Source organism: Niabella aquatica (assembly GCF_054779315.1).
This window is the reverse complement of record NZ_BAAGYM010000020.1, coordinates 211,392-238,050: the sequence shown is the minus strand read 5'-3', so window position 1 is coordinate 238,050 and position 26,659 is coordinate 211,392. Positions and strand designations below refer to the sequence as shown.

Sequence of the window (26,659 nt, the reverse complement as noted above, 5' to 3'; positions counted from 1 at the left end):
TAAAAATACTCACCCAACAAACAAATGATGAATTTGACACCCTCTCTTAATGTACGAAAATAATCGTACAATGACTATCTTTTAATTTTCGGGAACACCCTATGAGCTCCGAACTAATGTTTATGTGATAAGCCTATCCATTTGTTTATACCCAGGCCGAACATCCAGGTATCATACGATTTATGTTTAGCATCGTACATGGCAGAAAGCGCCAGTTCCCAATGACTAGGCAACTCAAAGCCATACTCTGCGCCACCGCGGTACAGTGTAAGGTTTTTCCCCCTGCTGAATTCCCTGCCCACTCCTCCAACAAGAGTAATATGATTCAAGGGACTGAACATGATTACAGGTACTACGGCGACCGGATATTCGCGTTCAATAAAATCAGCTTCTTCTCCTCCTTTTTTCTCCTCTACCAGGAAACTCTCAAAAACCAGGTCAGAATGCAGGCCCGCAGCGAACTTTTTCAAAAACCAGTAGTCTACATCTAAAGCCAGCGCGGCTGCCGAAATGGTTGCTGTTTCTAGATCCTTATGCAGGGCTTTTTTAATAAAAGCATGCCCCATTGCTGTACCAATGCGGAGGTTTCCCTGAGCTGAATGTTCATTTTTATATGTTCCGGTATGTTGTGCATTCGTTTTTAGCGTTATGCATAACAGCACGTATAAAATCCATTTTTTATATAATTTCATATATGGTAGATTTATGAGTTAGGATCGGGATGAATAAAAGGTGCTGCTAAATTAGCGTTGTTGTTTGCCAACAAAATATGATTTATATCATGCCTGAGTTTGTTGTTTGACAGGTAAAAAAAACATTTGTTGTTTATGCCTGTTGCCTATTCAGGAACAGAGCTGAAAAAACAATTACATTTGCCACCATCATGTATAAACTACGGGCTACTATAAAGAAAGACTGGCGTATCCTGGTTCGCGATAAAGTGGGGCTTACACTGATGTTTGTTATGCCCATTATTTTAGCCATAGTTATTACCACTGTTCAGAACAGCACTTTTGAATTGGTGAACGACAAAAAAGTGCCTTTGCTGTTTTTAAATAATGACACAGGTGCCGCCGGGAAGGAGCTGGAAGCTGCCTTGCAGAATGGAAGTATGTTTACTTTAAAAAAAGTACTGCCGGAGCAGGGGGAAGAGATGCTGAAACAGCGGCTGCAGGATAAAGAGGCCTTGCTGGCACTGGTAATACCGGAGCAATATACAGCCGATGTGCTGGCAAAATCTGAAAACGTGGCAGGGCAGGCATTACAAAGGATTTCGGTTGTTACCGATAGTATCGCCGGGCCGCAAAAAAAGCATGTCGCACCGGTAACATTATTGTATCACCCGGTATTGCAAGCCTCTTTCAGGCAGGGAATAGATGGGGCGCTTAACAGTGTATTGCAGATCGTGCAAAGCAAATATATTGTACGGCAATTGTACAGCGCTATCAACGATTCAGCGGAATTGCCGGCTGACCTGGAGCAGCAGATACTTTCTAATCAAACGCCTGTACAACAATTTCCGGCTTCTAAAGACGGCGCCCATGTTATAGTGAACGCCACGCAGCATAATATACCGGCATGGACGGTTTTTGCCATGTTTTTTATAGTGATATCGCTTGGATCAAGCATCGTAAGAGAAAAGAACAGCGGCAGCTTTATGCGCCTGAAAACCATGCCTACTTCCCTTACCGTGGCTATGATATCTAAACAGATAGCCTATATAACCATAACGGTAATACAGGCACTGGTTATCTTTTCTATTGGTAAATGGGTGTTCCCGCATATTGGTTTGCCGGGTCTTGATTTTCCTAAAGATATGGGTAGCCTGATGCTGGTGATCATTTTATGCGGGTGGTGCGCTGCGAGTTTTGCTATTATGATCGGGGTATTTGCCAAAACCCAGGAGCAGAGCAATGGTATAGGCGCTGTTGCCATCGTGCTGTTTGCGGCTATAGGCGGCCTGCTGGTTCCAGCTTTTGCCATGCCTCAATCCATGCAGGGTATTATGCGCATATCGCCCCTGCACTGGTGCCTGGAAGCGTTTTATGGACTGTTCCTTGAAGGAGGAAAGCTCAAAGATATTTTTATCTTACTTGTTCCTACTATTGTAATGATCGTGGTTTTTCAGATAACGGCATATGCTGGTATGAAAAAGCAGGGGCTGGTGTAAGTAAGCGTGCATACCATACGCAATGGTATTGTACCGGTGAACCTAACAGGTATGATCAGCCCGTTACCGGCTGTTTTAAAACCGGCATCTTAACAACTATAAGAAAAATGCTTGAACAGTTCAGAAATAAATTTCAGCTTGATGACGACAAATGGAATGACTATGCAGGTTGTTTTAAACGCATGGAAGTTCCTGCCAGAACCACGCTACTGAACGAAGGTGAAGTTTCAAAAAAGATGTTCCTGATTGAAAAAGGCTGTATCCGTGTGTGGTTGAACAACAATGGAAAAGATATTACTTCCCAGTTTTTCTTCGAAAATGAAACAGTAGGTTCTATTGAAAGTTTCAGGAAAAATATTCCAAGCCTTGCTGCCATAGAAACTATTGAGTCCAGTGTTTTATGGTGGATACATAAAAATGACTTAAACAGGATACTTGAAGAAATCAAAGAAATCCCCCACCTGAGAGATATGCTTATCAATAAAATCTTTGATCGGACATTTGACTATATGAAATATTTCTTTTCAATGATTAAAGACACACCGCAAGAACGCTATTTGAACTTGCTGAAAGAAAGACCCGAAATTGTAAAACGTGTTCCACAGCATTATATCGCTTCTTACCTTGGAATTTCTACCGTCCATCTTAGCCGCATAAAAAGTAAATACTCCAAAGGGAAATAATCTGCCTTATTTAATAACATATGTTATTGCCTGCGAAACTACTACATGTTAATTTTGCCGTATAAAGATAAACAGGTGAAAGCAGCAGTAGTATTTCAAAAAGGCGAAATGCCAAAATATGTAGAAGATTTTGCAGAACCGAAAGGGCAAAGCGAAAACGAGTTATTGATTTCTGTAAAAGCGTCGGCCGTGAAAAACCTCGATAAAATGCGGGCAAGCGGAAAACATTATTCTACACAAAACGAAGCTTTTGCAGCAAAAGTTGTAGGCGGGGATGGCGTTGGTTTGCTTGCAGACGGAACACGGGTTTACGGCATTGGCGTAAGTGGTATGATTGCTGAAAAAGCCCTTGTAGACAAGAACGGAATAGTAAAAATACCTGAAAATATTGATGATGCAACCGCGGCTGCCCTTCCTAATGCCGTGATGGGATCCGCTTTGGCATTGTGTTTCAGAGCAGGTTTGCAAAAAGGAGAAACAGTTCTGATTAACGGTGCAACAGGCGTTACCGGAAAAATTTCGGTGCAGATTGCCAAATATTACGGTGCAAAAAAAGTGATTGCAACAGGCAGGAACGAGCAATCTTTGAAAGAATTATTATCATTAGGTGCAGATGAAATTATTTCGCTTAAACAAGATGATGAAACTTTCATTGCGCAAATAAAAAATGCACACCAACAAGAACCGGTTAATGTGGTGATTGACTATTTGTGGGGGCATAGCGCAGAGCTGATTTTTTCTGCATTAAAAGGCAATGGCAGTTTTTCGCATCGTACACGTTTTGTTACCGTTGGCGGAATGATGGGCGATACCATTACTTTATCTTCTTCCATTTTACGCAGCACAGACATCCAGATTTCGGGTTCGGGCCTGGGAACCTGGACACGCGAAGAAGTAAAATTGCTGATCACCGAAATCCTTCCCGAAATGTTTCAGCTCGCGGCAACCGGTAAGCTGAAAATCGAAACCATCAACATTCCGCTCAAAGACATTGAAGGGGCCTGGGATATGAATATTGACGGGGGAAAACGTTTGGTGGTTTTAATCTGAAAAAGCAACAGCGAATAGCTTGTATTGCCAATAGACGGATAAAGAAAAACGATGTACGAACGCTCGTACATCGTGTCTGTCAACTATTATACAAAAAGCCGTCAGCTTATTATATCGTCCACTGGTCGTGCACCACACCTACCAGGTAATATTTTCCATCTATTTGCTTAAATACCAATCTTACCGATTTCCAGTCCATTTCACCATATTTTTTTGTACCGGAAAAGTGGCTTTCAGTAAAGTCACTACCTTCATACCTGGACTTAAGATTATTGACAGAATTTCCTGTTTGAATAAAATTATTAATCTCAAATTTCTGGGGATTAACAAAATTGGCATCATAAACAAACTTGCTGAAATACTCGGCAGGGGTTAGGAGGATCGGATCGCCACTGCCATCATAATTGCCCCAATTCAGCTTTTTATTTTTATTTAGGGTAACCATTTTTTGAAATGCTTCGCGCGAAAACCGGTTATCTTCAGGGGATACGGTTGCGTAGGGAGAAAAACGAACCCCTTCTTCAGGGTGTATCAGCGAATCAAGTTTGGCGTATTGCCTGTTCTTAAATATGGTCAGCACTTCTTTTGTAAGACCCGTCAGTATAGAGTCTTTACTGGCCTTTAACTGCACTGAATCAATCTGGATGGATGGATTGTTTTGCAAAGAATCGGCCCTTTCGCCCAGGTTGACATTCAGCGAATCTTCGTTGGATGAAGGAGTATCTCCTTTTTTGTTACACCCGTTTTTACAACCAACAACCAGCATACTACCTAATACCAGGAGCGCAAAAATTTTTTTCATTACAATAAGGTTTTCTGTAGATAAAGTTAAAGCACAAGGACTTTACTATTCATAACAAAGGCTTAAAACTAGAACGGAAGATCGTCTTCAGCATCATTGTATGGAACATCCGGAGGCATTTCGTCAACATAGCTGTCTCTGCTGCCTGCATTACCTGCAGCTTCTACCTTCCATGCTTTTACATCGGTATACCACCGTCCGTTAAATTCACGGCTTTCCACATCGAAAGATATATTAAGCATGTTGCCTAACTGTAATACCTTCTCGTTTATTTTGTCGCCCCAGATAGATATACATACTTTTTTAGGGTATTGTCCGCTGGTTTCTACAATAATGTCTTGTTTGCGCCACTCATTACCTGTTTTCCCGGTACCTTTTTGCAGGGGAAGCACCTGCACTAATTTTGCTGTTAATTCCATAAACTGTTTTATTGTCAGCAAAGATAAAGGCTGAATCGATAAGCTTTATTGAATATCTGTTTTCATCACGCGTATTATTATTTTCTCCTGTTCAGAGAACCCTTTTGGAAAAAAATTTCATGTAGGTTTGTAAAAAAAAGTATGATGCGTCTTCACCGTTTTACAATTTTACTCTGCCTGCTTTCTTTTCATACTTTAATAGCACAGGAAGACCTTACTTATCAAAAACCATCGGAGCCGATATTATCTCTTGCCAATTACGAGCCGGCTCCTTCCGTATCAATGGATACGAGGAAAAACTATATGCTGCTCTCTTACAGGAATGCATATAAAACATTGGACGATCTGAACCAGGACGAAATGAGGCTGGGCGGATTACGTATTAATCCTGTTACGAATATCTCATCCACTGTAAGTTATATTAACAACCTGAAGATCAGGAAAATAAAAGAAGTAAAAGCTGAGCCGGTACAGGTTACAGGCCTGCCGGAGAACCCCAGGATCGCGTATATAGCCTGGAGCCCCGATGATTCCAGGATCGCCTTTACCAACACTGCTGCTACCGGCGTGGAATTATGGGTGATAGATGTTGCTACAGCAAAAGCCACCCGGCTTACGGAAGCCCGTCTCAATGCCAATATGGGATCGCCTTACAGCTGGCATAAGGACAATAAAACCTTGCTCGCACGTATCATACCTGCTACCCGGGCTGCGCTTATAGACTCTAAAAAAGATTTGCCAAAGGGTCCGACCATATCCACGGCAGATGGCAAGGTTTCACAGAACAGGACTTACCAGGACCTGCTGAAAAGTAAAACGGACGAACAGAATTTTGAAAACCTTATCACGTCTGAACTATATAATATAAGTATTGATGGTGCCAGGGAACTGTTTAAAGAGAGCGGTATGTACTCAGGGCAGTCCATCTCTCCCGATGGCGGTTATATTATGCTGACTGCCATCAAAAAACCGTTCTCTTATATTGTTCCGCTGAGCCGCTTTCCCCAGGTTACAAAAGTATATGACCGTCAGGGCAATGAAATAAAAACAGTGAATGAAACGCCTTTGGCAGAAATCATACCGAAAGGTTTTGGAGCAGTACCAACCGGTAAAAGATATATGGGCTGGAGAAATGACAAGCCGGCCACTTTGTATTATGTGGAAGCGCTGGATGAAGGCGACCCGGCTAATAAAGCAGATTACCGCGATGAGGTTTTTGTATGGGATGCGCCTTTTGCTGCAAAGCCGGTATCCCTGGCTAAAACCAAACAACGTTTCGGAGGCATTGTATGGGGCAATGCGAATACCGCGATAATGTATGATAACTGGTACGATACCCGTAACCTGAAAACCTATCTTTTAAACCCTTCCCGGCCCGATCAGCAGCCGAAAATAATTTCTGACAGGAATTACCAGGATATTTACAGCGATCCCGGCAATTTTGAAACCAAAAAGAACGAATACAGCCGGCAGGTGCTGGCAATAGAAAACGGCAATATGTTTTTAATTGGTAAAGGGTTTACAAAAGAAGGTCAGTTCCCATTTATTGACGAGGTCAACCTGAAAACTTTAAAAACCAAAAGACTTTATCAAAGCAATTTAAAAACCAAAAAAGAAGAGATTTATTCCATTGAAGATTTTAAGAACGGCATAGCGCTGGTACAGATACAATCAAAAAACGAATACCCGAATTATTATTTCAGGAACTATAAAAAGAAGACAGCTGCCGTACAGATCACTTTTAATACAAATCCTTTCGAGGCCATCGCCAATGTTCACAAGGAAGTTATTCATTATAAGCGTGCAGATGGTGTAGACCTGTCCGGCACCTTGTATTTGCCGCTGGGATATGATATGAATAAAAAGGAGAAGCTACCCTTATTGATATGGGCTTACCCCGAAGAGTTTAAAGATAAAAAAAGCGCGGGGCAGAACAGCAAGAACCCGAATGAATTTACCTTCCCTTATTATGGTTCGTTTGTTTATTGGGTTACCAAAGGGTACGTGGTGCTGGACGACGCTTCTTTTCCCATTATTGGCGAAGGTGTCCAGGAGCCTAATGATAACTTTATTGAGCAATTAGCAGCCAATGGCCGAGCTGCTATTGATGCAGTTGATCGGCTGGGGTATATTGACCGTACCAAAGTAGCCGTAGGCGGACATTCTTACGGGGCGTTTATGACGGCTAACCTGCTTACCCATTCTAACGATTTTGCCTGTGGTATTGCCCGCAGCGGTGCGTATAACCGTACCCTCACTCCGTTTGGCTTTCAGACCGAGCAGCGGAATTACTGGGATGTACCGGAGGTATATAATACTATGTCGCCTTTTATGAACGCCCAAAAAATGAAGAAACCCATTTTATTGATCCACGGGGAAGCTGATAACAATCCTGGCACTTTTACTTTGCAAACGGAAAGATATTTTCAGGCCATCAAAGGGCTGGGTGGAAATGCCCGGATGGTATTGTTACCTAAAGAAAGTCATGGTTATGCAGCGAAAGAAAATATTCTTCATGTACTTTGGGAACAGGAGCAGTTTTTGGATAAATACCTGAAAGAGTAATAATTATCCGTTTAAAATAATTTTCAGTATGCCTTAAGCTGTTTCTGCCATTAAGGCTGCGGCATCAGGCCCGGTGCTGTTGTGTACAATAGGCGTAACAACGGCTTGTCATACTGGCTGCGTTGGCATACGGAATCATGTTTTTTCATATACATTTTGCCCACGCCTGTTTCAGCAGCTTATAATACGGTTTAAGATTTCCTTACCACTTGCTTTTCCGCTAGCGCTTTTGATGCTGGTCTATCATTTGTACTTCCAGCTACCTGATGAGTAATAGGAAAACTTTGAGGTAAGTGTAATGGAGAAACTTATACTGGCGCATCCGGCGTATAAGTAATGATGGCAGGGCAGTGATTTTCTCTGGCCTTAGGATCCGTTTCTATATGCTTTTGCTAATGTGATCGTACCTGCCTGATCAATATTTATAATTCTGATCTGCCCGTCTTTTTTTAAAACGACTGAATAGCAGAGGTTATATTTAGACGATAACTCTGTAATGCCGAATATTTCCCACAACCTATATTTTTGGCTGATACAAAGCTTAATGAACGGAGCCAGGGTTTCTTCTTTATAATAACGTATGGTTCGGGTAAGCTTCCCATCTTTATCAAACCATGCTTTTATGTGTACCTGGTCAACAGAGAAAGAGGCAAAAGAATATTGACTATGAAAAAACCAGGATACGTGACTGGCATTCTTGAAGATTGTATTGAAAGTACCTATAGCGGGATTATTGGTATCGTTATAGTCCGGACAGGCCCGGGTAAAAAACAGCGACGCTGATAATACAATAGAGAGGATTAGCTTTTTCATTTTTATCTGATTCTGTTATTATAAAGGTAGCAGTGTAATTAAGCAAAACTATCCCCCTTAAGGCGTGAATTATTTTTTAAAGCGCCCGCATCGGGCGCTTTAAAACTATTACTCATTTATGGCACTGTTATAATCAAATTCTTTATTTGGAATAAGCCATGTCCATTTATTCCTGTCTTCTGGTTTTATGGTTACGGCTAAGGCGGCAGGGAAGCTGCCTCCCTGGTCTGTAGCGGTCCTTTGTAAAGTAACGCCCCAGCGTTTCAGGTCAAACCAGTCGAAGCCCTCACCCCAAAGCTCAATGCTCCTGTACAGCTTAATCTCGTTCCAGAGGTCTTCACCGGTTTTAATAACGGTATAGCCCGGATCCCTGCCCGATGTTCTGTTCAGCTGCGTTAATAATGCCTGTATTTCCGAAGCAGGTTTGTTTTGAAAATATTTGGCTTCTGCTTCTATCAGTATCATTTCCGATGAGCGGAAATGCGGTATGTTACCCACACCGGGTAAGTCATTCGCTTTGAACTTGAATTGCATATAAGCATACAGGGTGGCATTGGATTGGATGTCGGGGTATAAAGATCTGCCATAAGCAGCCAGCGCTGCAGATGCCTGCCCGGTACCGGTATTATAAGTGTAGCCTGTTGGATCTAAAAAGAGCGATCGGCGAATATCCGAAGCAGGAATTTTATTGAACAGTAGCTTATTGATGCACTTGGGTGTTCCCGTAACAGCGCCGGCGTTGGAATTGTAGGCTATATAAGAAAGGAAAGCATAGTAATAGAGCGTTTCATCAGAAGCGCCGTAGCTGCTCCAGATCCATTCGGATGTGGGGTTGGCAAATCCGTCTTTATAATCGGCATTGCTCATTAAAGGATATCCTGTTCGTGCCAGCCTTGCATATTGTTCAGCTTTTGCATAATCCTGCCGGTTTAGCGCAGCGCGTGCATATATTGCATAAGCTACATGCTGATCTGCCTCAAAGTAATCGCTGCGTTCACCACCTGAACTTTCATACATGCTGATAGCATCATCCAGGTCTTTATAGATCTGGTCATAACACTCCTTCAGTGTAGAGCGGGGTACGGCGCCTGAACTTTCATCCAGCCTTAGCACAACAGCTTTAGCAGTCCCATTTTGCGAGTCAGACCAGCGGTTGCCGTAAAACTGCACCAGCATCATGTAACAGTAAGCCCTGAACGTTAAAGCCTGCGCTTTTATAAATTCTTTTTCCGATTCCAGCCCTTCTGCAGCATCTATCCTTGCCAATATGGTATTAGCGTTTCCTATTATTTTATAATAGTAATACCATACGTAGTAGTTATAAATGGTGATTGTATTCTCGTAAAGCGTAGCATTGATAAGGGGTGCCCAACCCGGCAGGTTTACATAAAAATCGGCGCCGGCATAGTTGCCATACCACATTTTTATAGTGCCTTCTCCGTTAAAGCCCTGGCTTTCGAGGTATTGGTTGGTCATCATTTTAGCCAGCCCGTTTACGGCCAGCGCGGCATTGGCAGTGGTTTCAAACACCGATTCCAGGCCAACCGCATCAGTAGGCTTTGTATCTAAATAGGTTTTGCTGCAGGCAGTAAAAACTGTCAGGGCAATCATGAGGCCAGATATATATTTGTTCATATTTTAAATATTTTATAATCCTAAATTAATTCCAAGTGAGAACACCCGCGGTGTCATAAAATAACTGTAATGCAGACCGTTGAAGGATTGCTGCGGATCCATACCCCGGAGCCTGGTAAAGGTTGCCAGGTTTTCGGCCGTAAAGCTAATGGCTAAAGACCTCAGCGACACACGCTCCAGAAGAGCAGCCGGCAGCCTGTATCCCAATGATATATTTTTTATTACACCATAACTGGCATCCTGTAAAAATCTTGACGAAACTGCGTTCGACTGGTCGCTTTTGGAATAATCAACGACCGGGATTCCTGTGGGGTTTATCCGGTTAGCCGAAGTTTCCGTCATGCCTTCGGGTATGCCGTTCCAGGCGTTTAGCAGGTCTGCATGCAGGTTGTGGGCCGGGCCCGACATAGCCATCAAGTCCTGGTAAGTATAGTCCAGCATTTTACCTCCCAGGCTGTATGTGAATAAAGCAGAAAAAGATATATTCTTCCAATCGGCTTTCAAGGAAACACCTCCAAATACTTTAGGGATAGAAGTGCCGCTCCAGTCTCTTTTGGCATAAGTAGTATTGGTTACGTATTTTTTACCATTGATAGTTACCAGGCTGGAAGCCGGTATAGCTGTACCTGGTTTTTCAGGATCGCCGCCATTGTACACTACATCATCAGCAATATATAAGGAAACACCGGTCATCTGGTCTACACCTGCAAACTGGTACAACCAGAAATCGTAAATGCTGCGGCCCTCAAACAGTTTTTTGGTACCGCTGATGATGCCGTCTTTCCTGTTTTCTTCCGGCAGGCGGATGATCTTGTTTTTCAGGAAAGTGGCATTGGCGCCAAAGTTCAGTCTTAAATCGCTGTTGCTGATGATATCGTAATCTGCAGCCAGCTCCCAGCCTTTATTGGATAATGTGCCAAGGTTCTTTAATATGGTAGCTTCTGCAACCAGTGAAGAGGTAGCCCCTGCCGAAAGCGGCAGGTTGAAAGGGAATATAAGATCAATAGAACGTTTATCAAAATACTCTGCTGTAAAGTTCAGCCTGTCGAACAACCGGCCTTCTACAGCAGCGCCCCAGGTGCCTACTTTTTCCCACACCAGGTTGGTCGCACCTATCTGGCTAAGATACAGCGCACCTAAGTTGGCATTCTGGTTAAGGGCGTATAGGGTTTGCCAGGCATAATAGGCGGCGCTTCCATCGTTGCCTACCGAACCATAGCCGGCTCTTAATTTCAGGTCTGTAATAATCTTGTTGTCTGCCAGGAAGTTTTCCTTTGAAACCGACCAGACCGCCGAAATTCCGCCAAAGTTACCCCAGCGGAGATCAGGGTTAAAGCGCGATGAACCATCTCTGCGCAGTGAGCCTTCAATAAAATATTTCTGGTCAAAATTATATCGTACCCTTCCCAGGTAGCTTTCGGTCCTTACCACGCTTTCATATTCGCCCAGGTCGATCGTGCTGGTAAAATTATCAAGGTTTTCCAGGCTGGGGAAGGTTTGAATGCCTTTGTTGCCATACAGATTGCTGTAGAAAAAATTATAGTTTTCATGACCCGCCAGCACATCGAAGCTGTGTTTCCCAAAATACCGGCTCCAGTTCAGTTGCTGCTGGAATGTATAAGTTTTGTACCTGTACATATCTCTGCCCGCTCTGCCCAGATTACCTGAGCCATCGCCTATTACAGGATTTTCATACCGCCTGAGCTCTGTATTTTTTGAAGTGAGATCGCCCGTAATGGTAAAAGAAAAATCCTGCAGGAATTTAATATTGGCAAAAGCCTGGCCCTGCATGGTGCTGATATGGGTTTTCCTGCTATTCAGCTCATTTTCCCAAATGGCATGACGGGCAGGGTATTGCCCCCGGTTATACAATGAGCCGTCGTCGTATTGTTTTTTACCGTTGACATCCAGCATATAGTTGCCGGTAGCGGTGTCGTGCAGGTGCACAGGGAACACCGGTGCTATCGTTCTGGCGTTCTCGATGGGATTGTTAAAGGCTCCGTCGTCATCCGTGTAATTATTATTGATCTGGCTGGTACCGTTCAGCATTACGCCGGTCTTGAACCATTTAACAGGTGTGATATCTGCATTCAATCTGCCCGTAAATCTTTGAAAGCGGGAACGTTTAAAAAATCCTTTTTCATCCAGGTAACCGGTTGAAAAATATACGCTGCTTTTTTCATTGCGGGCGCCCCCGTTTACATTATAATCCTGCCGGTGACCCTTTTGAAGAATGGGCGAATACCAATCCAGGTCGTCCAGGTATCCGGGAAGTATAGAAGCACCGCTTACTAATTTGCCATTATTATCAAAAAGCTGGTTGCTGGGTTTGTTATAAATATTGTAACGGATATTATCGGTAATAACCGACTGTGTAGCTTTTGCACTGGACTTTTCAACCGTATTATAAACATTGCTGGTAGACAGCAGGTTGTTCCTGTAGCCCAGCCACATGGTTTCCATATATTGATCCGGTGTCATGGTTTTATAGTCTTTTAAACCACGGGTATACATGCCCTGGTTCACGAGGGCATTAAAAACAGGCTTGCCGGAGCTGGCTCTTTTAGTAGTGATCAGCACTACGCCATTAGAGGCTTTATTGCCGAACAGTGCTGCTGCCGCGGCATCTTTTAATACCGATACGTTCTCAATGTCATTAGGATTCAGGTCGGCAATGCTGCTTCCTATTTCTTCTGTGCCTACCACATCGGTAGCCATTATCACTCCATCCACTACATACAATGGCCTGTTGTTACCGTTTACAGAAGAAAAACCCCTGATGCGGATAGCAGGCATGCTGCCGGGCTGACCGTAAGAATTATTTACCATAACCCCGGTAGCTGCACCTTCCAACGCCCCTGTAACACTTGTTAATGCGCGTTTCTCAATATCCTGGGCATTGATGGAAGAAACAGCCCCGGTTACAGATCTGCGGGTTTGCTTGCCATACGCCGTTACAACAATGGTCTCCATTGATTCCTGCTCCTGCGGGAGCACAATATCCAGGTGTAATTCGCTGCCAATGGTTATTTGCCTGGTAACTCTTCCAACGGCAGAGATCTCCAGCTTCTTTTTACCTTCGGGGATGATGATAGAGAACCGGCCCTTTTCATCTGAAAATACACCTGTATTCGTACCGGTAACAAGTATGGTTGCTGAAGGAACAGGAGCTTCCTTTTCATCTGTAACCACTCCGGTAATAGTACGGCTTTGCGCCTTTGTATCAAGGCATGTGAACAGCAATAGTGAAAGAAATAGCAAAGTCTTTCTCATGAACTTATTTTTTGGTTAAACATTGATTTTTTTGAACACTTACGGGAAACCAGCAGAAATGATCATCTAACCGTTTTCTCGTTCGGTTAAATAATTTTCTTTACAAGGATTTTATTTTTTCAGGATCAATTTTTTGCCTTTATGAAAAGCCTGTTTGCTGTAATTATTTATATATTCCATTGGGCTGTTTTACAAATGCAATAAGACAAAGGAAATAATTTGTTAAATTTTTAATATCCCCCCAAAGGGGTGATTTGCAGTAAGGCACAGTGTTATTAAGGGTTTCATCTGGGTAGCCTATTAAAAATCCCCCTTTTAGGGGGAGGTGAAACGTCTGCAAAACAAGTGTGTTATTTTAGCTGTTATCGCTAAAAGTGATAGAATAGAACTTCGTGAACTGCAGGTCCAGAAGAACTGGGCTCTGCGAAACTTAAAGTTTCGCAGTATTAATTTATTTGATCTTATTGTCTTTTGGCAATAATTGCAGTATAATTATAAAAGTCATCCTATGATAGGAATGGATCGGGGAATATAAAATGCGAGGCTAGCTTGCTACTCTCTTCCTGACATTTACCGTAATGGGTTTCGCAAGCTCAGGAGCTGATATATGGAACGGGAAATATAACGGCTCTGAATCTGTATGTAAAAAATGCTCATATAGCAATGAGATATTTTTCTTATAAAATTTTTATCCTGGGTAAAAATGGAAAGACCATTGTTTGATTTATTTTAACCTGAATGCTATTACGCTATAGTTATTAAAAGTAGGCACATAAAGTGTTTGAGTTGCTGCATCGTAGGCAAGGTCTGCAGTGTTCATTTTTCCCTGCACATCCAGCATTTTTTCAAACTGCCCGTTTGCCTTTACATAGTAAATGATCCCTGCCCAGCAGGTAACTATAAAATCGCCATTGCCCACGGGTTCAATACCATCTCCACCCTGTTCGAAGCCAGCGGCAATAATTGTTTTATTTTTATGCTTGTCCAGCTTCCATAGCTCTTTTCCGGCAAGCACATATAAATCGCTCCCAATAGCTTTCAGTCCGTTCGCACTGGTGACGTCATCCATGTATAGTTCAGGAACATCGTTAACAAGCCGGTGCACTTTTTTTTCCCGGGTATCTGAAATGTAAACAATGCCTTTGTCATCAACTGTAATATCATTAAGAAAAACAGACCCTGGCACGGGAATGGTTTTAAGTATCTTTCCGGTTTTTGTATCAATTACCACTACATCGGTAATATCTGCCACGTATAATTTGTTCTTATAAATACCTAATCCCTTGGGAGCATTCAGTCCGCTTACCCAGCTTAGGTTTTTAATGCGTCCGTTTTTATTGAGGATGGCAATCCCGCCTTTGCCGTCTTTTTCATTTCCATTACCATCAATCAGCGAAACATATAGCTCGTCTCTGCCCGGCACAGGAAGCACAGATTCGGGAACAGGGATAGAATCGGTTGTTTCCCATAGTTTAATAAGTGTGGGCTGTGCAATGCTTTTCCCCGACACAAGCATCCATATAACAAAAAGGAAAGTGATGGGAAATAGGCTCATGACAGTGGCTGTTTTCATTAAAATAAAGTTTTTATAAAAGACAAAAGTTATGAAAAGTTCCTGTAGTTTTTGTTTTTATGACAGCTAAATTAACATTACTTTTATAGTAAAGACCTGTCTGATCAGCTAATCTCAGATATACTTTCCTTCTCTCGCTGCTTTAATGGCCTCATCGCGTGAGTTTACATCCAGCTTGTGATAAATATTTTTGATATGAGACTTCACCGTTTCTTTATCTATAAATAATGCTGCAGCAATTTTGGTGCGGCTTTTACCGGCAGCAATGCATTCTAAAATTTCAGTTTCCCGCCGGGTTAGCGGAGAGTTAATATTTTTTTGAAAATGCTTCATTACCTGCAACGCAATACCAGCGCTCATGGCGCCCCCACCCGCTGCCACTTCTTTTATATGCTCTTTTATTTTACTAAACGATGTGTTTTTGGTCAAATACCCTGCTGCCCCGTTTTTTAAAGCAGTAAATACCAGGTCATTGCTTTCATGTACGGTGAGCATAATGATGCGGGTTTCGGGCAATATCTTTTTTATAGCAGGGATAGCGTCCACACCCTTTATACCCGGAAGTTGTATATCCAGTAAAATAACATCCGGCTGATTTTCATTAAGAAGCTTCAGCGCTGCTTCTACAGATGCATACGCACCCGATACAAAAAAGGTTTCGTCTTCCTGCAACAGGCTGACATAGCTTTTCCTGATTACTTCATCATCTTCTATAACGCAAATATTATAAGGTTGGCCAGTTCCGATACGATCATATGGATTACCTGTTGTCATAAAAAATATTTATACTTTTTGCATTTGCTTTATATACTGAAGATTAAACTGCAGGTAATGCCGGGCCCTTCATTAGCGCTTATTGTAAAGCTACCCCCTATTCTTTCAGCCCTGCGTTTAATATTTTTCAGCCCGTTTCCCTTTTCCACTATATTTTCATCGAAACCGATGCCATTGTCTGTGAAATGAATCCCTACCATATCCCTGTCTTCTTTTCTATATTCTATTGTAACCTGAGTAGCATTGGAATGCCGCATACTGTTATTCATCAGCTCTTTGAAGATCATGATAATATCCCGGTTGTAACCTGCTGGTATTTTTATACCGGGGTCAATGATGTTCAGCCCGCTTACCTCGAACTGTATATTTATATTACTGAACAATTCCACGCCTGTTTGTTGTATAATAGATAAAACATCTTTAAGAGTATCGCTTTCTTTTGACAGCGACCAGATAATTTCTTTAGTGCCTGTGTAAAGCCCGCGGGCATTAGATTGTATCTGGTCAATGATCTGCCTTTTTTCTTCATCGCCAGGATCTGTTTTCTGTTGCAGCACTTCTGCAAGCAGAGAGATTCTTGTCAGTTTATTACCCAGCTCATCATGAAAATCTGCTGCGGTTTGCTCTCTTACTTTTTGCTGTTCCTGTTCTTTTATTTCTCTGATCTGTCTGATCCTTCTGCGCTTTGCCTTGGCAAACGAATATTGTATCAGGCTGCCTGTAAGCAACAACGCTACTACCAGTAACACGATAAACCCGGTTGTTTTATGAAACGGTGTCTGTATGGTAAAACTATATTCGGCTGTATTGGATGAAAATTGCATTCCTGCAATGGCGCGAACCCTGAATGTATATTTCCCCGGCTCCAGGTTATGGTAACTCAGCTGTGTTTCTTTTGTTGGCTTGGAGAATGCTGTATCGTACCCCTCCAGCATATAGGAGTATTTTACCGCTGATGGATTTTTAAGATACACCCCTTTAAAATTGAAGCTGATATGATTACCCCTATATTTTATTGCGGGGTAAGCCGGTAAGTGGGTTCCGGGCAAAAAATGATTGGATTCATTTCCGGGAAATACTACTCCTTCGATAAGTGTGAAGGGTGCCAGTGGTTCCTTTTCTTCAACCGGAGGCTGGTAAATAAAAGCCCCTTTTGTATTCCCGATCCATACGCGGCCTTGTTTGTCTTCGGTTATTGCGTTTAAATTAGATTCAAAACTGCCATAACCATCAGCAGCAGAGAACCTTCTTACCGCAAAGGATTTCTGGGCTTCATTAAACACTACCTGTTGTAAGCCTGTGCCGGTTCCTGCCCAAACATTTTTTTTCGAGTCGGTGAAAAGACTAAAAACCTGGTTACCTGCCAGGCCTTTCTCTGTATCACAATGTTCAATAGTGTTTTTGCTTCTGTTCCAGAAAAATATACCATTATTTGAAGTGCCAATAACCGTATATTGCCTGTATAGGGCGAAGCATGTTATTTCATTATCTTTTAGCTGTGGTATATCTATTTTTCGTGCAGTCTTATTGCCTGTATATTCATATATACCTTCTATCGTGCCTATAAGGATAGAACGTTCTCCGGTTGGTAAAACAGAAAAAACCAGCTGATCCACTCCCGGTATTTTTTTGATCTTATTATCATGTATCACAAAACATCCGCTGAAAGTTGATATCCATATGTTATTATTTCCGGCAGTAATGGTTTGTACTGAATTTCTTCCTGCACCGAGATTGACTTCAGATACCATGCCTTTCCTGTACTTCAGCAGTTTGCCGTCCAGCGTGCCAATATAAACAGGGCCCGACGGTGCGCCACCAATACAGTTGATTCCAGATTTGCTTAAGCCGCTGTAAGGGATAGCCTTAAATGTTTTGGTGTTCTCATCATACAGCGTTAACCCGCCTTCACGTGTGGCAATAAACATGCGGTTATCTGTTGTTGTTAACAGCCCCATTACAATATTCCCCTGAAGCCCGTTAGACGCATCATATCGCCGAAAGGAGCTGCCGTTATATTTAAACAGTCCATCACCATCCGAACCTAACCAAACCGTGCCATCCGCATCTGTAAAAAGTGCGTGAACTAAATTGTCCGAAAACCCATTCGCTGTATTACAACGGGTCTCAGCCAGTAAGGTTTGGCTATTATATATGTACACGCCTTTATCAGATGCGATCCACAAACCACCTTGTTTTTCTATGGTTGCAGAAAGTACATGGTTGCCGGCAACGGCACCTTTTGCCCTAACCTTATTACCGGATAACCTGAAGATTTTCTTATACCTGGTAATGAGAAACTGATCGTTGTTATGGGTGATGCAAAACCTCACAAAGTCACCCCGGTCCAGTTCGGGCTGAAACGGGTCTTTTTCCCATTTTTTATTGCGGAACGTATAAAAACCGTAATTGTAACAGTAAACAGATAGTAATCCAGAAGAAGTAAGTCCCATCCAGGTGATACGATAATCATCAACAGGAAAAGGCATTGTTTGTAACCGTCCGTTTTCTAAAAACACTAATTGCATGCGGTTGGTAACCACACAGATCCTGCCTTCGCTGGTTTCTGCAATGGCATAGATACCTTTTACAGAATCATTTTTTGCGGGGTAGTGGATAAATGTATTACCATCGTAGTTATACAGACCTTTATTTGTTCCCAACCATAGCATTTTTCTTTTAGAGGCGTATAAACTGTAAATAATGGAGGCGTTCAGACCATCTTTTCTCGAAAATTTATCAAACCGGAGACCATCAAATCTGTTCACCCCTCCTTGCGTACCAATCCATATATGCCGTTGAGCATCCTGTGCTATACATAACACCTGCGATTGGCTCAGGCCGTCTTCAACCCCAAACTGTTCAAAAGATAATTTCTGGCTGGCAACCGGCAATGAGGCTGAAAAGAAAAGGATGAAAAATATAGTTGAATGGCGGTACATGGCGTTAAAGCGTTTTTATAGCTAAAAAATTACCGGATACACTAATATAGTGGCCTATATACGCAAATAGAAATGAAAATGGACAGGCGGTAGAAACCGCCTGCTTTGCAATTATTTTTAACAAACAATTACATGAGAAAAAAAGATGATACCTGTTTATGGTAGTAGTTATTAAAGTATGATTTTCCTATTTTGAAGCAAATCTAACAGGAAGTTTTATAGCTATTCTACCCCAAAGAGGGGGATTTTTAAAAAACAGGAATTCAGCTGATAAAAAATAAATTAGTTACTTTGCCCCTTCATTGTATGGAAACAGCAAAATATGTAGTTACCCCGGGCGGACTGAGAGAAACAGGCGAACTGCCGCGACCTAATTTGTTCTTACGACTGGCCGCCGGATTCTTGTCGTATGCTTTTCATCCCATATTTGTACCACTATATTTAATAGCATTTCTGCTGTTTGCAGAGCCTTTTTTATTTATAGGGGCCTCTCCACAGGAAAAAGTCCTGACCTTAGGACAGGCAATAATCAATTATACCTTTTTCCCGTTGGTAAGCGTATTGCTTCTAAAAGGCCTAAACCTCATCAGCTCCATCAGACTGAAAGATCGTAAAGATCGTATCATTCCTTTTATTGTTTGTAATATCTGGTATTTCTGGATGTGGTATGTGTGGCGTGGCTTACCTGACGCTCCCCGTTATTTAATAGTATTTGCCCTGGGTGTTTTTCTGGCCTCTTCCATCGGGCTTTTGACAAATATTTATGTGAAGATAAGTATGCACGCCATTGCAATGGGTACTGCCACTGCGTTTTTATGTCTTCTTACCTTTGATCCATCCGCTCCAAACCTGACTCTGTATCTGGCATTGGCCATACTATTGACCGGCATAGTGGGCACTTCCCGCTTACTTCTTTTAGAGCATACACCGGGGGAATATTACCTGGGGCTGACAGCAGGAATAGTTGCCGTTATACTGGCGAACCTGGTAGCATAAACCCCTTTTAGCCGTGGTTTTAAAAAGGACCCCTCTGTAAAATATTATATGAGTGGTAATAACAGGTGTTTTCTTTTTTATTAGTTTCGTATGTAATTCGTATGTAATAAGTAACCTGTTTCTTTTTAATTATCATTAAAATCTATTAATACAATCAAATGAAAAAAATCAACATTGGCTTTTTGTTGCTGATGGGTGCTTTACCCGTTATGGCTCAAAAAGTAAAGTTTACAGAGTTCGATTTAAGCAACGGGATGCGGGTAGTGCTGCATGAAGATCATACGGCACCTATAGTGGTTACGTCAGTAATGTATCATGTAGGAAGTAAGGATGAGGTTGCCGGGCATACCGGTATGGCACATTTTTTTGAACATTTATTATTTGAAGGTTCAAAAAATATTAAGAAGGGCGAGTTTATGAAGATTGTTTCTCAAAACGGTGGACAGAACAACGCCAACACTACTCAGGACCGTACTTATTATTATGAAGTATTTCCCAGCAACCAGCTGGAAACCGGCCTTTGGCTTGAAAGTGAAAGGCTGATGCACCCGGTAATTAACGAAGACGGTGTAAGCACTCAAAACGAAGTGGTAAAAGAAGAAAAAAGGCTCCGCATCGACAACCGGCCTTACGGGAACCTGATCTCTTCGGTATTTGAAAAATTGTTTATAAGGCACCCTTACCGGTGGTCGGTTATTGGCAGTATGGAAGACCTGGATAACACGAAGCTGCCCGATTTTTTAGCCTTCAACAAAAAATATTATGCGCCCAATAATGCGGTTTTGGTAATTGCCGGCGATATCGATCCTGTAAAGACCAAAAAGCTGGTAGAAGCCTATTTTGGTCCCATACCCAAAGGGCCGGCTATAGAACGGGTCAATATTACCGAAGATCCTGTCACAAAGGAGATTGTAGATACCGCTTACGATGCCAATATACAGATACCGGCTATTATAGCAGCTTATCGCACTCCCGGCATGAAAGCGCGTGACGCGGTAGCGCTGGATATGGCTTCGCAGATCTTAAGCGGTGGCGCCAGCAGCCGTATGTATAAAAAAATGGTAGACCGCAAAAAGAACGCTTTACAGGTAGCGGCCTTTAATTATACGCTGGAAGATTACGGCGCCTACCTCACATTTGCGCTGCCTAACGGCGATCAGAGTTTAGACAGTCTTTTGGCAGATATGGATGAAGAGGTAATAAAGCTGCAGGGCACACTTATTTCTGAAGCAGAGTTTACCAAGCTGCAAAATCAGGCGGAAAATGATTTTGTAAGCGGCAATAACACTATGATGGGCATTGCAGAAAGTCTTGCTAATGGCTATACATTTCATAGTAATACCAATTACTTAAATACAGAATTGGATTTGATCAAATCCATTACGAGGCAGGATATACAGGATGTTGCCAGGAAATACCTGAATAAAAACCAGCGCGTGGTTATTTATTATTTGCCGTCAAAAAATGAACCTGCAAAATAATTTATATGCCTGCAGGGAAAGATCTCTCTTTAAAAATAAATTGTGCGTAAAGCATCAAATAAAAAGATTATGAAGAAAATATTTATAGCATTCGCTATTCTTTTGCTATCAGTAGCGGTATTTGCGCAAACTATTGACAGAAGCAAAAAACCCAAGGCAGGTCCCGCGCCTGTTATTAAAATTGCTGATCCTGCAAAATTCGTTTTACCTAACGGCATGACGGTTCTGGTGGTAGAAAACCATAAGCTGCCTAAAGTATCTGCCAGCCTTAGCACCAATCGTGGTATCATCTTGGAAGGTGATAAAGCAGGTGTTATAAGCCTTATGGGCGGCATGCTGAACGAAGGCACCCAATCCCTTAACAAAGAACAATTTGATGAAAAAGTAGAAATGATGGGCGCCACGGTTTCTTTAAACTCCGGTGGTGGTTATGTGTCGGCACTGAACCGCTATTTCGAACCCAGCCTGATGTTGATGGCTGATGCTTTAAGAAACCCTGCATTTCAGCAGGAGCACTTCGATAAGCTGAAATCGCAGGAAATTACAGGGTTGAAAACCCAGGAGAGAAATGCAAAAGCTATCTCTTCGCGTATGGTAAGAGCGCTTTCTTATGGTAAAAACACAGCCAGCGGCGAGTTTCAAACCATCCAGACAACTGAAGCTATAACATTAAATGATGTAAAAAGTGCTTATCAAAAATACCTGAGTCCCGCCAGCAGCATCCTTACTTTTGTAGGCGATATTACCCCGGCCAGGGCTAAAGAACTCGCTACAAAAGCGTTCGGCACCTGGACGGGCAAGAAGCTGGCTATAGCCAAAGATGTACCAGTTGCCAATCCTGCAAAAACAGAAATAGACCTGATCGATGTTCCTTCAGCAGTGCAAAGCGAAATAACAGTCGGCAACCTGATCAGTAATCCCTACAGCAATCCCGACCATCATGCGCTGGTACTGGCCAACCATATATTGGGTGGCGGTGCTGAAAGCAAATTGTTCATGAACCTGCGCGAAAAACATGGCTTTACCTATGGCAGTTACAGCAATGTGGAGGCCGATCGCTACCAAAGCATGTTCGATGCTGGCGCTTCCGTTCGTAATGATAAAGTAGACAGCGCTGTCACACAGATCCTCCACGAAATAAACAATATGCGTGCCGGCAAAATCACTGCTGAAGAGCTGGCTACAGCTAAAGCGGTTTACAATGGAATATTTGCTTTGCGCATGGAAAACCCGCAGACCACTGCCAGTTATGCTACTACTATATTAATTCATAATCTGCCTAACGATTTTTATAGAACCTACCTGCAAAAAATAAATGCGGTAACAGTAGCTGACATCAAACGCGTAGCAGAAAAATATTTCAACAGTAAGGATACAAGGATCATTGTAGTGGGTAAAGCTGCGGCCGTAAAGCCCGGCCTGGAAAAACTGGGCTATCCGGTTCAACTATTTGATGCCTATGCCAACCCGGTAACTGAATCTGCTGCACCATCGGCTGCAGCGGACAAGAACATTACAGGACAGGGCGTAATTGATAAATACATTACCGCTATCGGTGGAAAAGAGGCCTTATCGAAAGTGAATACCTTAAGCTGCGATGTAAGTATGAGCGTGGGCGGACAGACATTGAACGGTTCCATGAAAAGCGCAGCACCTAATAAATCATTCATGGTGTTATCCATGGGAGGTATGACCGCTATGAAAAGGGTATTTAATGGCACAACCGGCTACAATGAGCAAATGGGGCAAAAGAAAGAAATGGGTGCAGATGAGATCGCAATGGCAGGCGATTCCAGGAGCATTTTTCCCCAGATGTACTACAATACCGACGGCTTTAAGCTGGCAGCACCGGTAATAGAGAAAGTGAACGGAGAAGAGGCCTATAAGATCGTGGTGACCAAGCCAAGCGGCAATACCAGTACAGAATACTATTCGGTAAGCACGGGGTTATTGTTAAAAGAAGACAGCAAAATAAAAGCTGCAGGACAGCAAATAGACCAATCTATGGATTACGGTAACTATACTACTGTTAACGGCATAAAACTGCCCGGAACAATGGCTCAGTCTGTAATGGGCCAGAGTTTTGAGCTGACCCTGAGCAATTATAAGATCAATGAAGGTGTTACGGATAAGGATTTTGAGTAAATGTGCTGAATATTTTTAAAAAGTGGCTGTCTCAAAAGGTGTGTCAGCCTGAGGCCCCAATAACCGCAGGTCAAGTTCTTTAAAATGACAAAGAAGAATGTCGTGCTAACAGCTTGTCGAAGCATGATTCGATTGAAGAATCACCCTTCGTCTTCCGATAGCTATCGGAACAGGGCGACATTGATTTTCATTTATTTAAACTACTTGCCATTAACAGCTTGTCGAAGGCTAATGATTTGGGTATCAATGTTTCGTCAAGCTCAATATGACAACCAAATTGACTTTTGAGACAGCCACTTTTTGATTCGGGATTATGTATGGTTACAGTGATGAGTTCAAACAGGCTTGTGCAAATAATGGATTGAATGAATGTAAAACCCAATGGCTGGCGCTTATCTCTCTTTTTTGTAGAAAAATAAAAGAATAAACGGCTTCATTCTAAAACAAACTTGTATGAAAGTTTTGCTGGCATGTTTATTATTGCCTTGCCTTGGTATAGCGCAAACAAATCGGCACTCTGTTAACGATACCATTCAAGAAGTGGAAAATCATCTAGCACCTGATATTGTTTACGGTGATGCTATTCCTGATCTGAACCTGGAACAACGTATGAAGCAAACCGGTGTCAAAGGTTTAAGTATCGCCGTCATCAAAGATTATAAAATTCATTGGGCTAAAGGATATGGATGGGCTGATGAAGCGTCCGCAATAAAAGTAAGTACAGACACAAGATTCCAGGCGGCCTCTATAAGCAAAAGTCTGAACAGTATGGGTCTGTTAAAACTCGTAGAAGAAAAAAAGATTGATCCACAGGCAGATATTAATACTTTGCTAAAAAGCTGGCAGTTCCCTTACGACTCCAATTCCGGAAAGACTAAGATCAATGTATATCATCTTTTAAGCCATACGGCCGGCCTTGGCGTCCATGGTTTCCCAGGTTATGAAAGAACGGCTGAGTTGCCTACCCTACAACAAATTTTAGATGGAAAGCCACCAGCAAATACTATGGCTGTCCGGTCGCAATTTGAAGCTGGCAGCAGGGAGCAGTACTCAGGAGGCGGTATTACTATTTCCCAGCTCATTATGGAAGATATTACAGGCAAATCTTACACTGAGTATATGCAAGAGGCCGTGTTGCAGCCATTAGGAATGACCAATAGTACTTTTGCACAACTACCTGCTGACACAATAAGCCTTGCGACGGGGTATTATTCAAATGGTCAACCTGTTAACGGAAGATATCATCTTTACCCCGAACAGGCTGCCGCCGGGTTGTGGACCACCCCGACAGATCTGGCAAAATATATTATTGAATGCCAGTTAGCATTAAAAGGGCAATCCCATAAAGTGCTGTCACAGTCTATGATGCAAACCAGAATGGCCCCTTACTTAAGTAAAGAATCCGCTTTGGGAGTAGCTATTATAAACAGGGGAGCGCAGCAATTTTTTATACACAATGGCGGAAATGAAGCGTTCCTGAGTACTGCTTATGGAACAATGGAGGGCGGGGATGGCATAGTAGTTATGATCAATGGAGAAAACTTTTCGGTAATCAGCGAATTGTTAAACAGTGTTGCCCGGGTATATAATTGGAAAGGATTTTATACGCCATCTATTAGGAAGGTAATAGCAGTTACTAAAGATCAGATGAGGTATTTTACAGGAAATTATCATTTGAAAAAGAAGGATACGCTAAAAGTTTATCTTCATGGTGAGGATCTTTACATACAACAAAGCCGGTTTCCCGGAAATCATTATAAGGTGCTGTTTATGACACCAGATGAATTTGAACTCATTGAATTGCCGAACATTCGGTTCAGGTTTTTTGCAGGTCCTGGTAAAAAGCCATCAAAAATCACCTTTATGCAAGGCGGTAAAGCCTTCGAGGCCATCCGGATTGAAAATGTGGATTAAAGAAAGAATCTCTTAAAGGCATTTACACATGTGGAAGCAGTAGCCTGAATATGTATTCTGGCTGCAAACCAATAAAGACGCAGGTTTAAAAAATATTATCATAATGAATTCATTATGATAATATTAAATAAAAAATTTTATGTGCACGGATTGATATAAAGCATCTACGGCGAAAGCTCATTAGATGCTCCATAGTTTTCGTCTATTTTGTTCATTATGATTGGGCGGTTATTACTGTAGCAAAAAAATAAATATCCAAAAAAGTTAGTTTTATTGCTAAATATATTAGCTTTGCTGTTGATAATTATTTTAGAAAGGAAATAGCGATATCGTATTTTTGATTTATGGCAAAGACAGAAAAATTACCTGAAGCAGATGTAAACAGTGAAAAGTTCAGAGCGCTTAAGCTTACCATGGAAAAAATTGACAAGGACTATGGTAAAGGCAGCGTTATGATGATGAACGAGAAAGCCGTAGAGTCCCATTCAGTGATCTCTACAGGATCCATCGGTTTGGATACAGCCTTAGGCATTGGAGGCCTGCCGCGCGGCAGGGTTATTGAAATATATGGACCGGAGTCTTCCGGTAAGACAACAGTTGCAACCCATGTAATAGCGCAGGCGCAGAAAAAAGGGGGTATGTGTGCTATTATTGACGCTGAGCATGCTTTCGACAGTGTTTATGCAAGAAAATTAGGCGTAAATGTGGATAACCTTTTAATAAGCCAGCCCGATTATGGAGAGCAGGCTTTGGAAATTGCCGACAGGCTGATACTTTCGGGCGCTTTGGATGTGGTCGTGATCGATTCTGTAGCGGCGCTGGTTCCCAAAAGTGAGCTGGAAGGCGAAATGGGCGACAGTAAAATGGGATTACATGCCCGGCTGATGAGTCAGGCGCTGCGAAAGCTTACCGCTACCATTTCTAAAACCAACACGATATGTATCTTCATCAACCAGCTTCGTGAAAAGATCGGGGTAATGTTTGGAAACCCCGAAACTACCACAGGTGGAAATGCCTTGAAGTTTTATGCTTCTGTAAGGCTGGATATCCGCCGCCAGACCCAGATAAAAGATGGAGATGAAGCAATTGGTAACCGTGTAAAAGTGAAAGTGGTAAAAAATAAAGTAGCCCCTCCGTTCCGTTCTGCTGAATTTGATATCATTTTTGGCGAAGGCATTTCCAAGACAGGGGAAATTATTGATATGGGTGTAGACCTGGCCATTATTCAAAAAAGCGGTTCCTGGTATAGCTATAATAGTGATAAACTGGGGCAGGGCCGTGATGCGGTAAAAAACCTGTTGCTGGATAACCCCGAACTGGCTACTGAAATTGAGACAAAGATCAGGGAAAAGATCGAAGAGCTGAAAAGCGCTTAATTTATTTTCTTAGATGGGTTAGTAGAGGCCGCTTCATTTTAGAAGCGG

18 protein-coding genes are annotated in these 26,659 nt (G+C 42.3%); 9 read left to right on the top strand and 9 right to left on the bottom strand.

What is annotated here, in order from left to right; translation table 11 throughout:
- Nucleotides 1–113 precede the first annotated feature (113 nt).
- Nucleotides 114–692, bottom strand: a complete 579-nt coding sequence (locus ACYVBM_RS16360) for a hypothetical protein (RefSeq protein ID WP_460686762.1) — start codon at nucleotides 690–692, stop codon at nucleotides 114–116.
- A gap of 191 nt (nucleotides 693–883) precedes the next feature.
- Between ACYVBM_RS16360 and ACYVBM_RS16355 the strand changes: the two genes are divergently transcribed.
- The 3 genes from ACYVBM_RS16355 to ACYVBM_RS16345 all read left to right on the top strand — a co-directional run bounded on the left by ACYVBM_RS16355 (nucleotide 884) and on the right by ACYVBM_RS16345 (nucleotide 3,903).
- Entirely contained in the window at nucleotides 884–2,170 is a 1,287-nt protein-coding gene (locus ACYVBM_RS16355; RefSeq protein WP_460686761.1) for an ABC transporter permease, read from the top strand.
- A 107-nt stretch (nucleotides 2,171–2,277) separates the two neighbouring features.
- Complete coding sequence (locus ACYVBM_RS16350; protein WP_460686760.1) at nucleotides 2,278–2,853, top strand: Crp/Fnr family transcriptional regulator; 576 nt, start codon at nucleotides 2,278–2,280, stop codon at nucleotides 2,851–2,853.
- Between the two features lie 75 nt (nucleotides 2,854–2,928).
- A complete protein-coding gene (locus tag ACYVBM_RS16345) occupies nucleotides 2,929–3,903 on the top strand; it encodes a quinone oxidoreductase family protein (RefSeq protein WP_460686759.1) in 975 nt (324 codons plus the stop codon).
- Between the two features lie 109 nt (nucleotides 3,904–4,012).
- Here the strand turns inward: ACYVBM_RS16345 and ACYVBM_RS16340 are convergent, their stop codons facing one another.
- Both ACYVBM_RS16340 and ACYVBM_RS16335 read right to left on the bottom strand, forming a co-directional pair.
- Nucleotides 4,013–4,705 carry a hypothetical protein gene (locus ACYVBM_RS16340; RefSeq protein WP_460686758.1) on the bottom strand — a complete coding sequence of 231 codons (693 nt, stop codon included), beginning with the start codon at nucleotides 4,703–4,705 and terminating at the stop codon, nucleotides 4,013–4,015.
- A 68-nt stretch (nucleotides 4,706–4,773) separates the two neighbouring features.
- Nucleotides 4,774–5,124, bottom strand: a complete 351-nt coding sequence (locus tag ACYVBM_RS16335; protein WP_460686757.1) for a DUF3127 domain-containing protein — start codon at nucleotides 5,122–5,124, stop codon at nucleotides 4,774–4,776.
- A 141-nt stretch (nucleotides 5,125–5,265) separates the two neighbouring features.
- Between ACYVBM_RS16335 and ACYVBM_RS16330 the strand changes: the two genes are divergently transcribed.
- Nucleotides 5,266–7,689, top strand: coding sequence for a S9 family peptidase (locus ACYVBM_RS16330; RefSeq protein ID WP_460686756.1), 2,424 nt, complete (start codon nucleotides 5,266–5,268; stop codon nucleotides 7,687–7,689).
- 366 nt (nucleotides 7,690–8,055) lie between these two features.
- On the opposite strand, the gene ACYVBM_RS16325 is transcribed toward ACYVBM_RS16330, so the two are convergent.
- The 6 genes from ACYVBM_RS16325 to ACYVBM_RS16300 all read right to left on the bottom strand — a co-directional run bounded on the left by ACYVBM_RS16325 (nucleotide 8,056) and on the right by ACYVBM_RS16300 (nucleotide 18,699).
- Nucleotides 8,056–8,502, bottom strand: a complete 447-nt coding sequence (locus ACYVBM_RS16325) for a hypothetical protein (RefSeq protein WP_460686755.1) — start codon at nucleotides 8,500–8,502, stop codon at nucleotides 8,056–8,058.
- Between the two features lie 108 nt (nucleotides 8,503–8,610).
- A complete protein-coding gene (locus ACYVBM_RS16320; protein ID WP_460686754.1) occupies nucleotides 8,611–10,137 on the bottom strand; it encodes a RagB/SusD family nutrient uptake outer membrane protein in 1,527 nt (508 codons plus the stop codon).
- A 12-nt stretch (nucleotides 10,138–10,149) separates the two neighbouring features.
- Nucleotides 10,150–13,410, bottom strand: a complete 3,261-nt coding sequence (locus ACYVBM_RS16315) for a SusC/RagA family TonB-linked outer membrane protein (RefSeq protein ID WP_460686753.1) — start codon at nucleotides 13,408–13,410, stop codon at nucleotides 10,150–10,152.
- Between the two features lie 724 nt (nucleotides 13,411–14,134).
- A complete protein-coding gene (locus ACYVBM_RS16310; RefSeq protein WP_460686752.1) occupies nucleotides 14,135–14,983 on the bottom strand; it encodes an SMP-30/gluconolactonase/LRE family protein in 849 nt (282 codons plus the stop codon).
- A 114-nt stretch (nucleotides 14,984–15,097) separates the two neighbouring features.
- Nucleotides 15,098–15,757 carry a response regulator gene (locus ACYVBM_RS16305; RefSeq protein ID WP_460686751.1) on the bottom strand — a complete coding sequence of 220 codons (660 nt, stop codon included), beginning with the start codon at nucleotides 15,755–15,757 and terminating at the stop codon, nucleotides 15,098–15,100.
- A 29-nt stretch (nucleotides 15,758–15,786) separates the two neighbouring features.
- Nucleotides 15,787–18,699, bottom strand: a complete 2,913-nt coding sequence (locus ACYVBM_RS16300) for a ligand-binding sensor domain-containing protein (protein ID WP_460686750.1) — start codon at nucleotides 18,697–18,699, stop codon at nucleotides 15,787–15,789.
- A gap of 306 nt (nucleotides 18,700–19,005) precedes the next feature.
- Here ACYVBM_RS16300 and ACYVBM_RS16295 point away from each other — a divergent pair, with 306 nt between their 5' ends.
- The 5 genes from ACYVBM_RS16295 (at nucleotide 19,006) to recA (ending at nucleotide 26,611) form a co-directional block, all read left to right on the top strand.
- Nucleotides 19,006–19,695, top strand: a complete 690-nt coding sequence (locus tag ACYVBM_RS16295; protein ID WP_460686749.1) for a hypothetical protein — start codon at nucleotides 19,006–19,008, stop codon at nucleotides 19,693–19,695.
- 158 nt (nucleotides 19,696–19,853) lie between these two features.
- Nucleotides 19,854–21,176, top strand: coding sequence for a M16 family metallopeptidase (locus ACYVBM_RS16290; RefSeq protein ID WP_460686748.1), 1,323 nt, complete (start codon nucleotides 19,854–19,856; stop codon nucleotides 21,174–21,176).
- Nucleotides 21,177–21,245: 69 nt separating this feature from the next.
- Nucleotides 21,246–23,321: a M16 family metallopeptidase gene (locus tag ACYVBM_RS16285; RefSeq protein WP_460686747.1), complete on the top strand. Its 2,076-nt coding sequence runs from the start codon at nucleotides 21,246–21,248 to the stop codon at nucleotides 23,319–23,321.
- 540 nt (nucleotides 23,322–23,861) lie between these two features.
- Entirely contained in the window at nucleotides 23,862–25,235 is a 1,374-nt protein-coding gene (locus ACYVBM_RS16280) for a serine hydrolase domain-containing protein (RefSeq protein WP_460686746.1), read from the top strand.
- Between the two features lie 344 nt (nucleotides 25,236–25,579).
- Nucleotides 25,580–26,611 carry a recombinase RecA gene (recA, locus tag ACYVBM_RS16275; protein ID WP_460686745.1) on the top strand — a complete coding sequence of 344 codons (1,032 nt, stop codon included), beginning with the start codon at nucleotides 25,580–25,582 and terminating at the stop codon, nucleotides 26,609–26,611.
- Nucleotides 26,612–26,659: the final 48 nt, after the last annotated feature.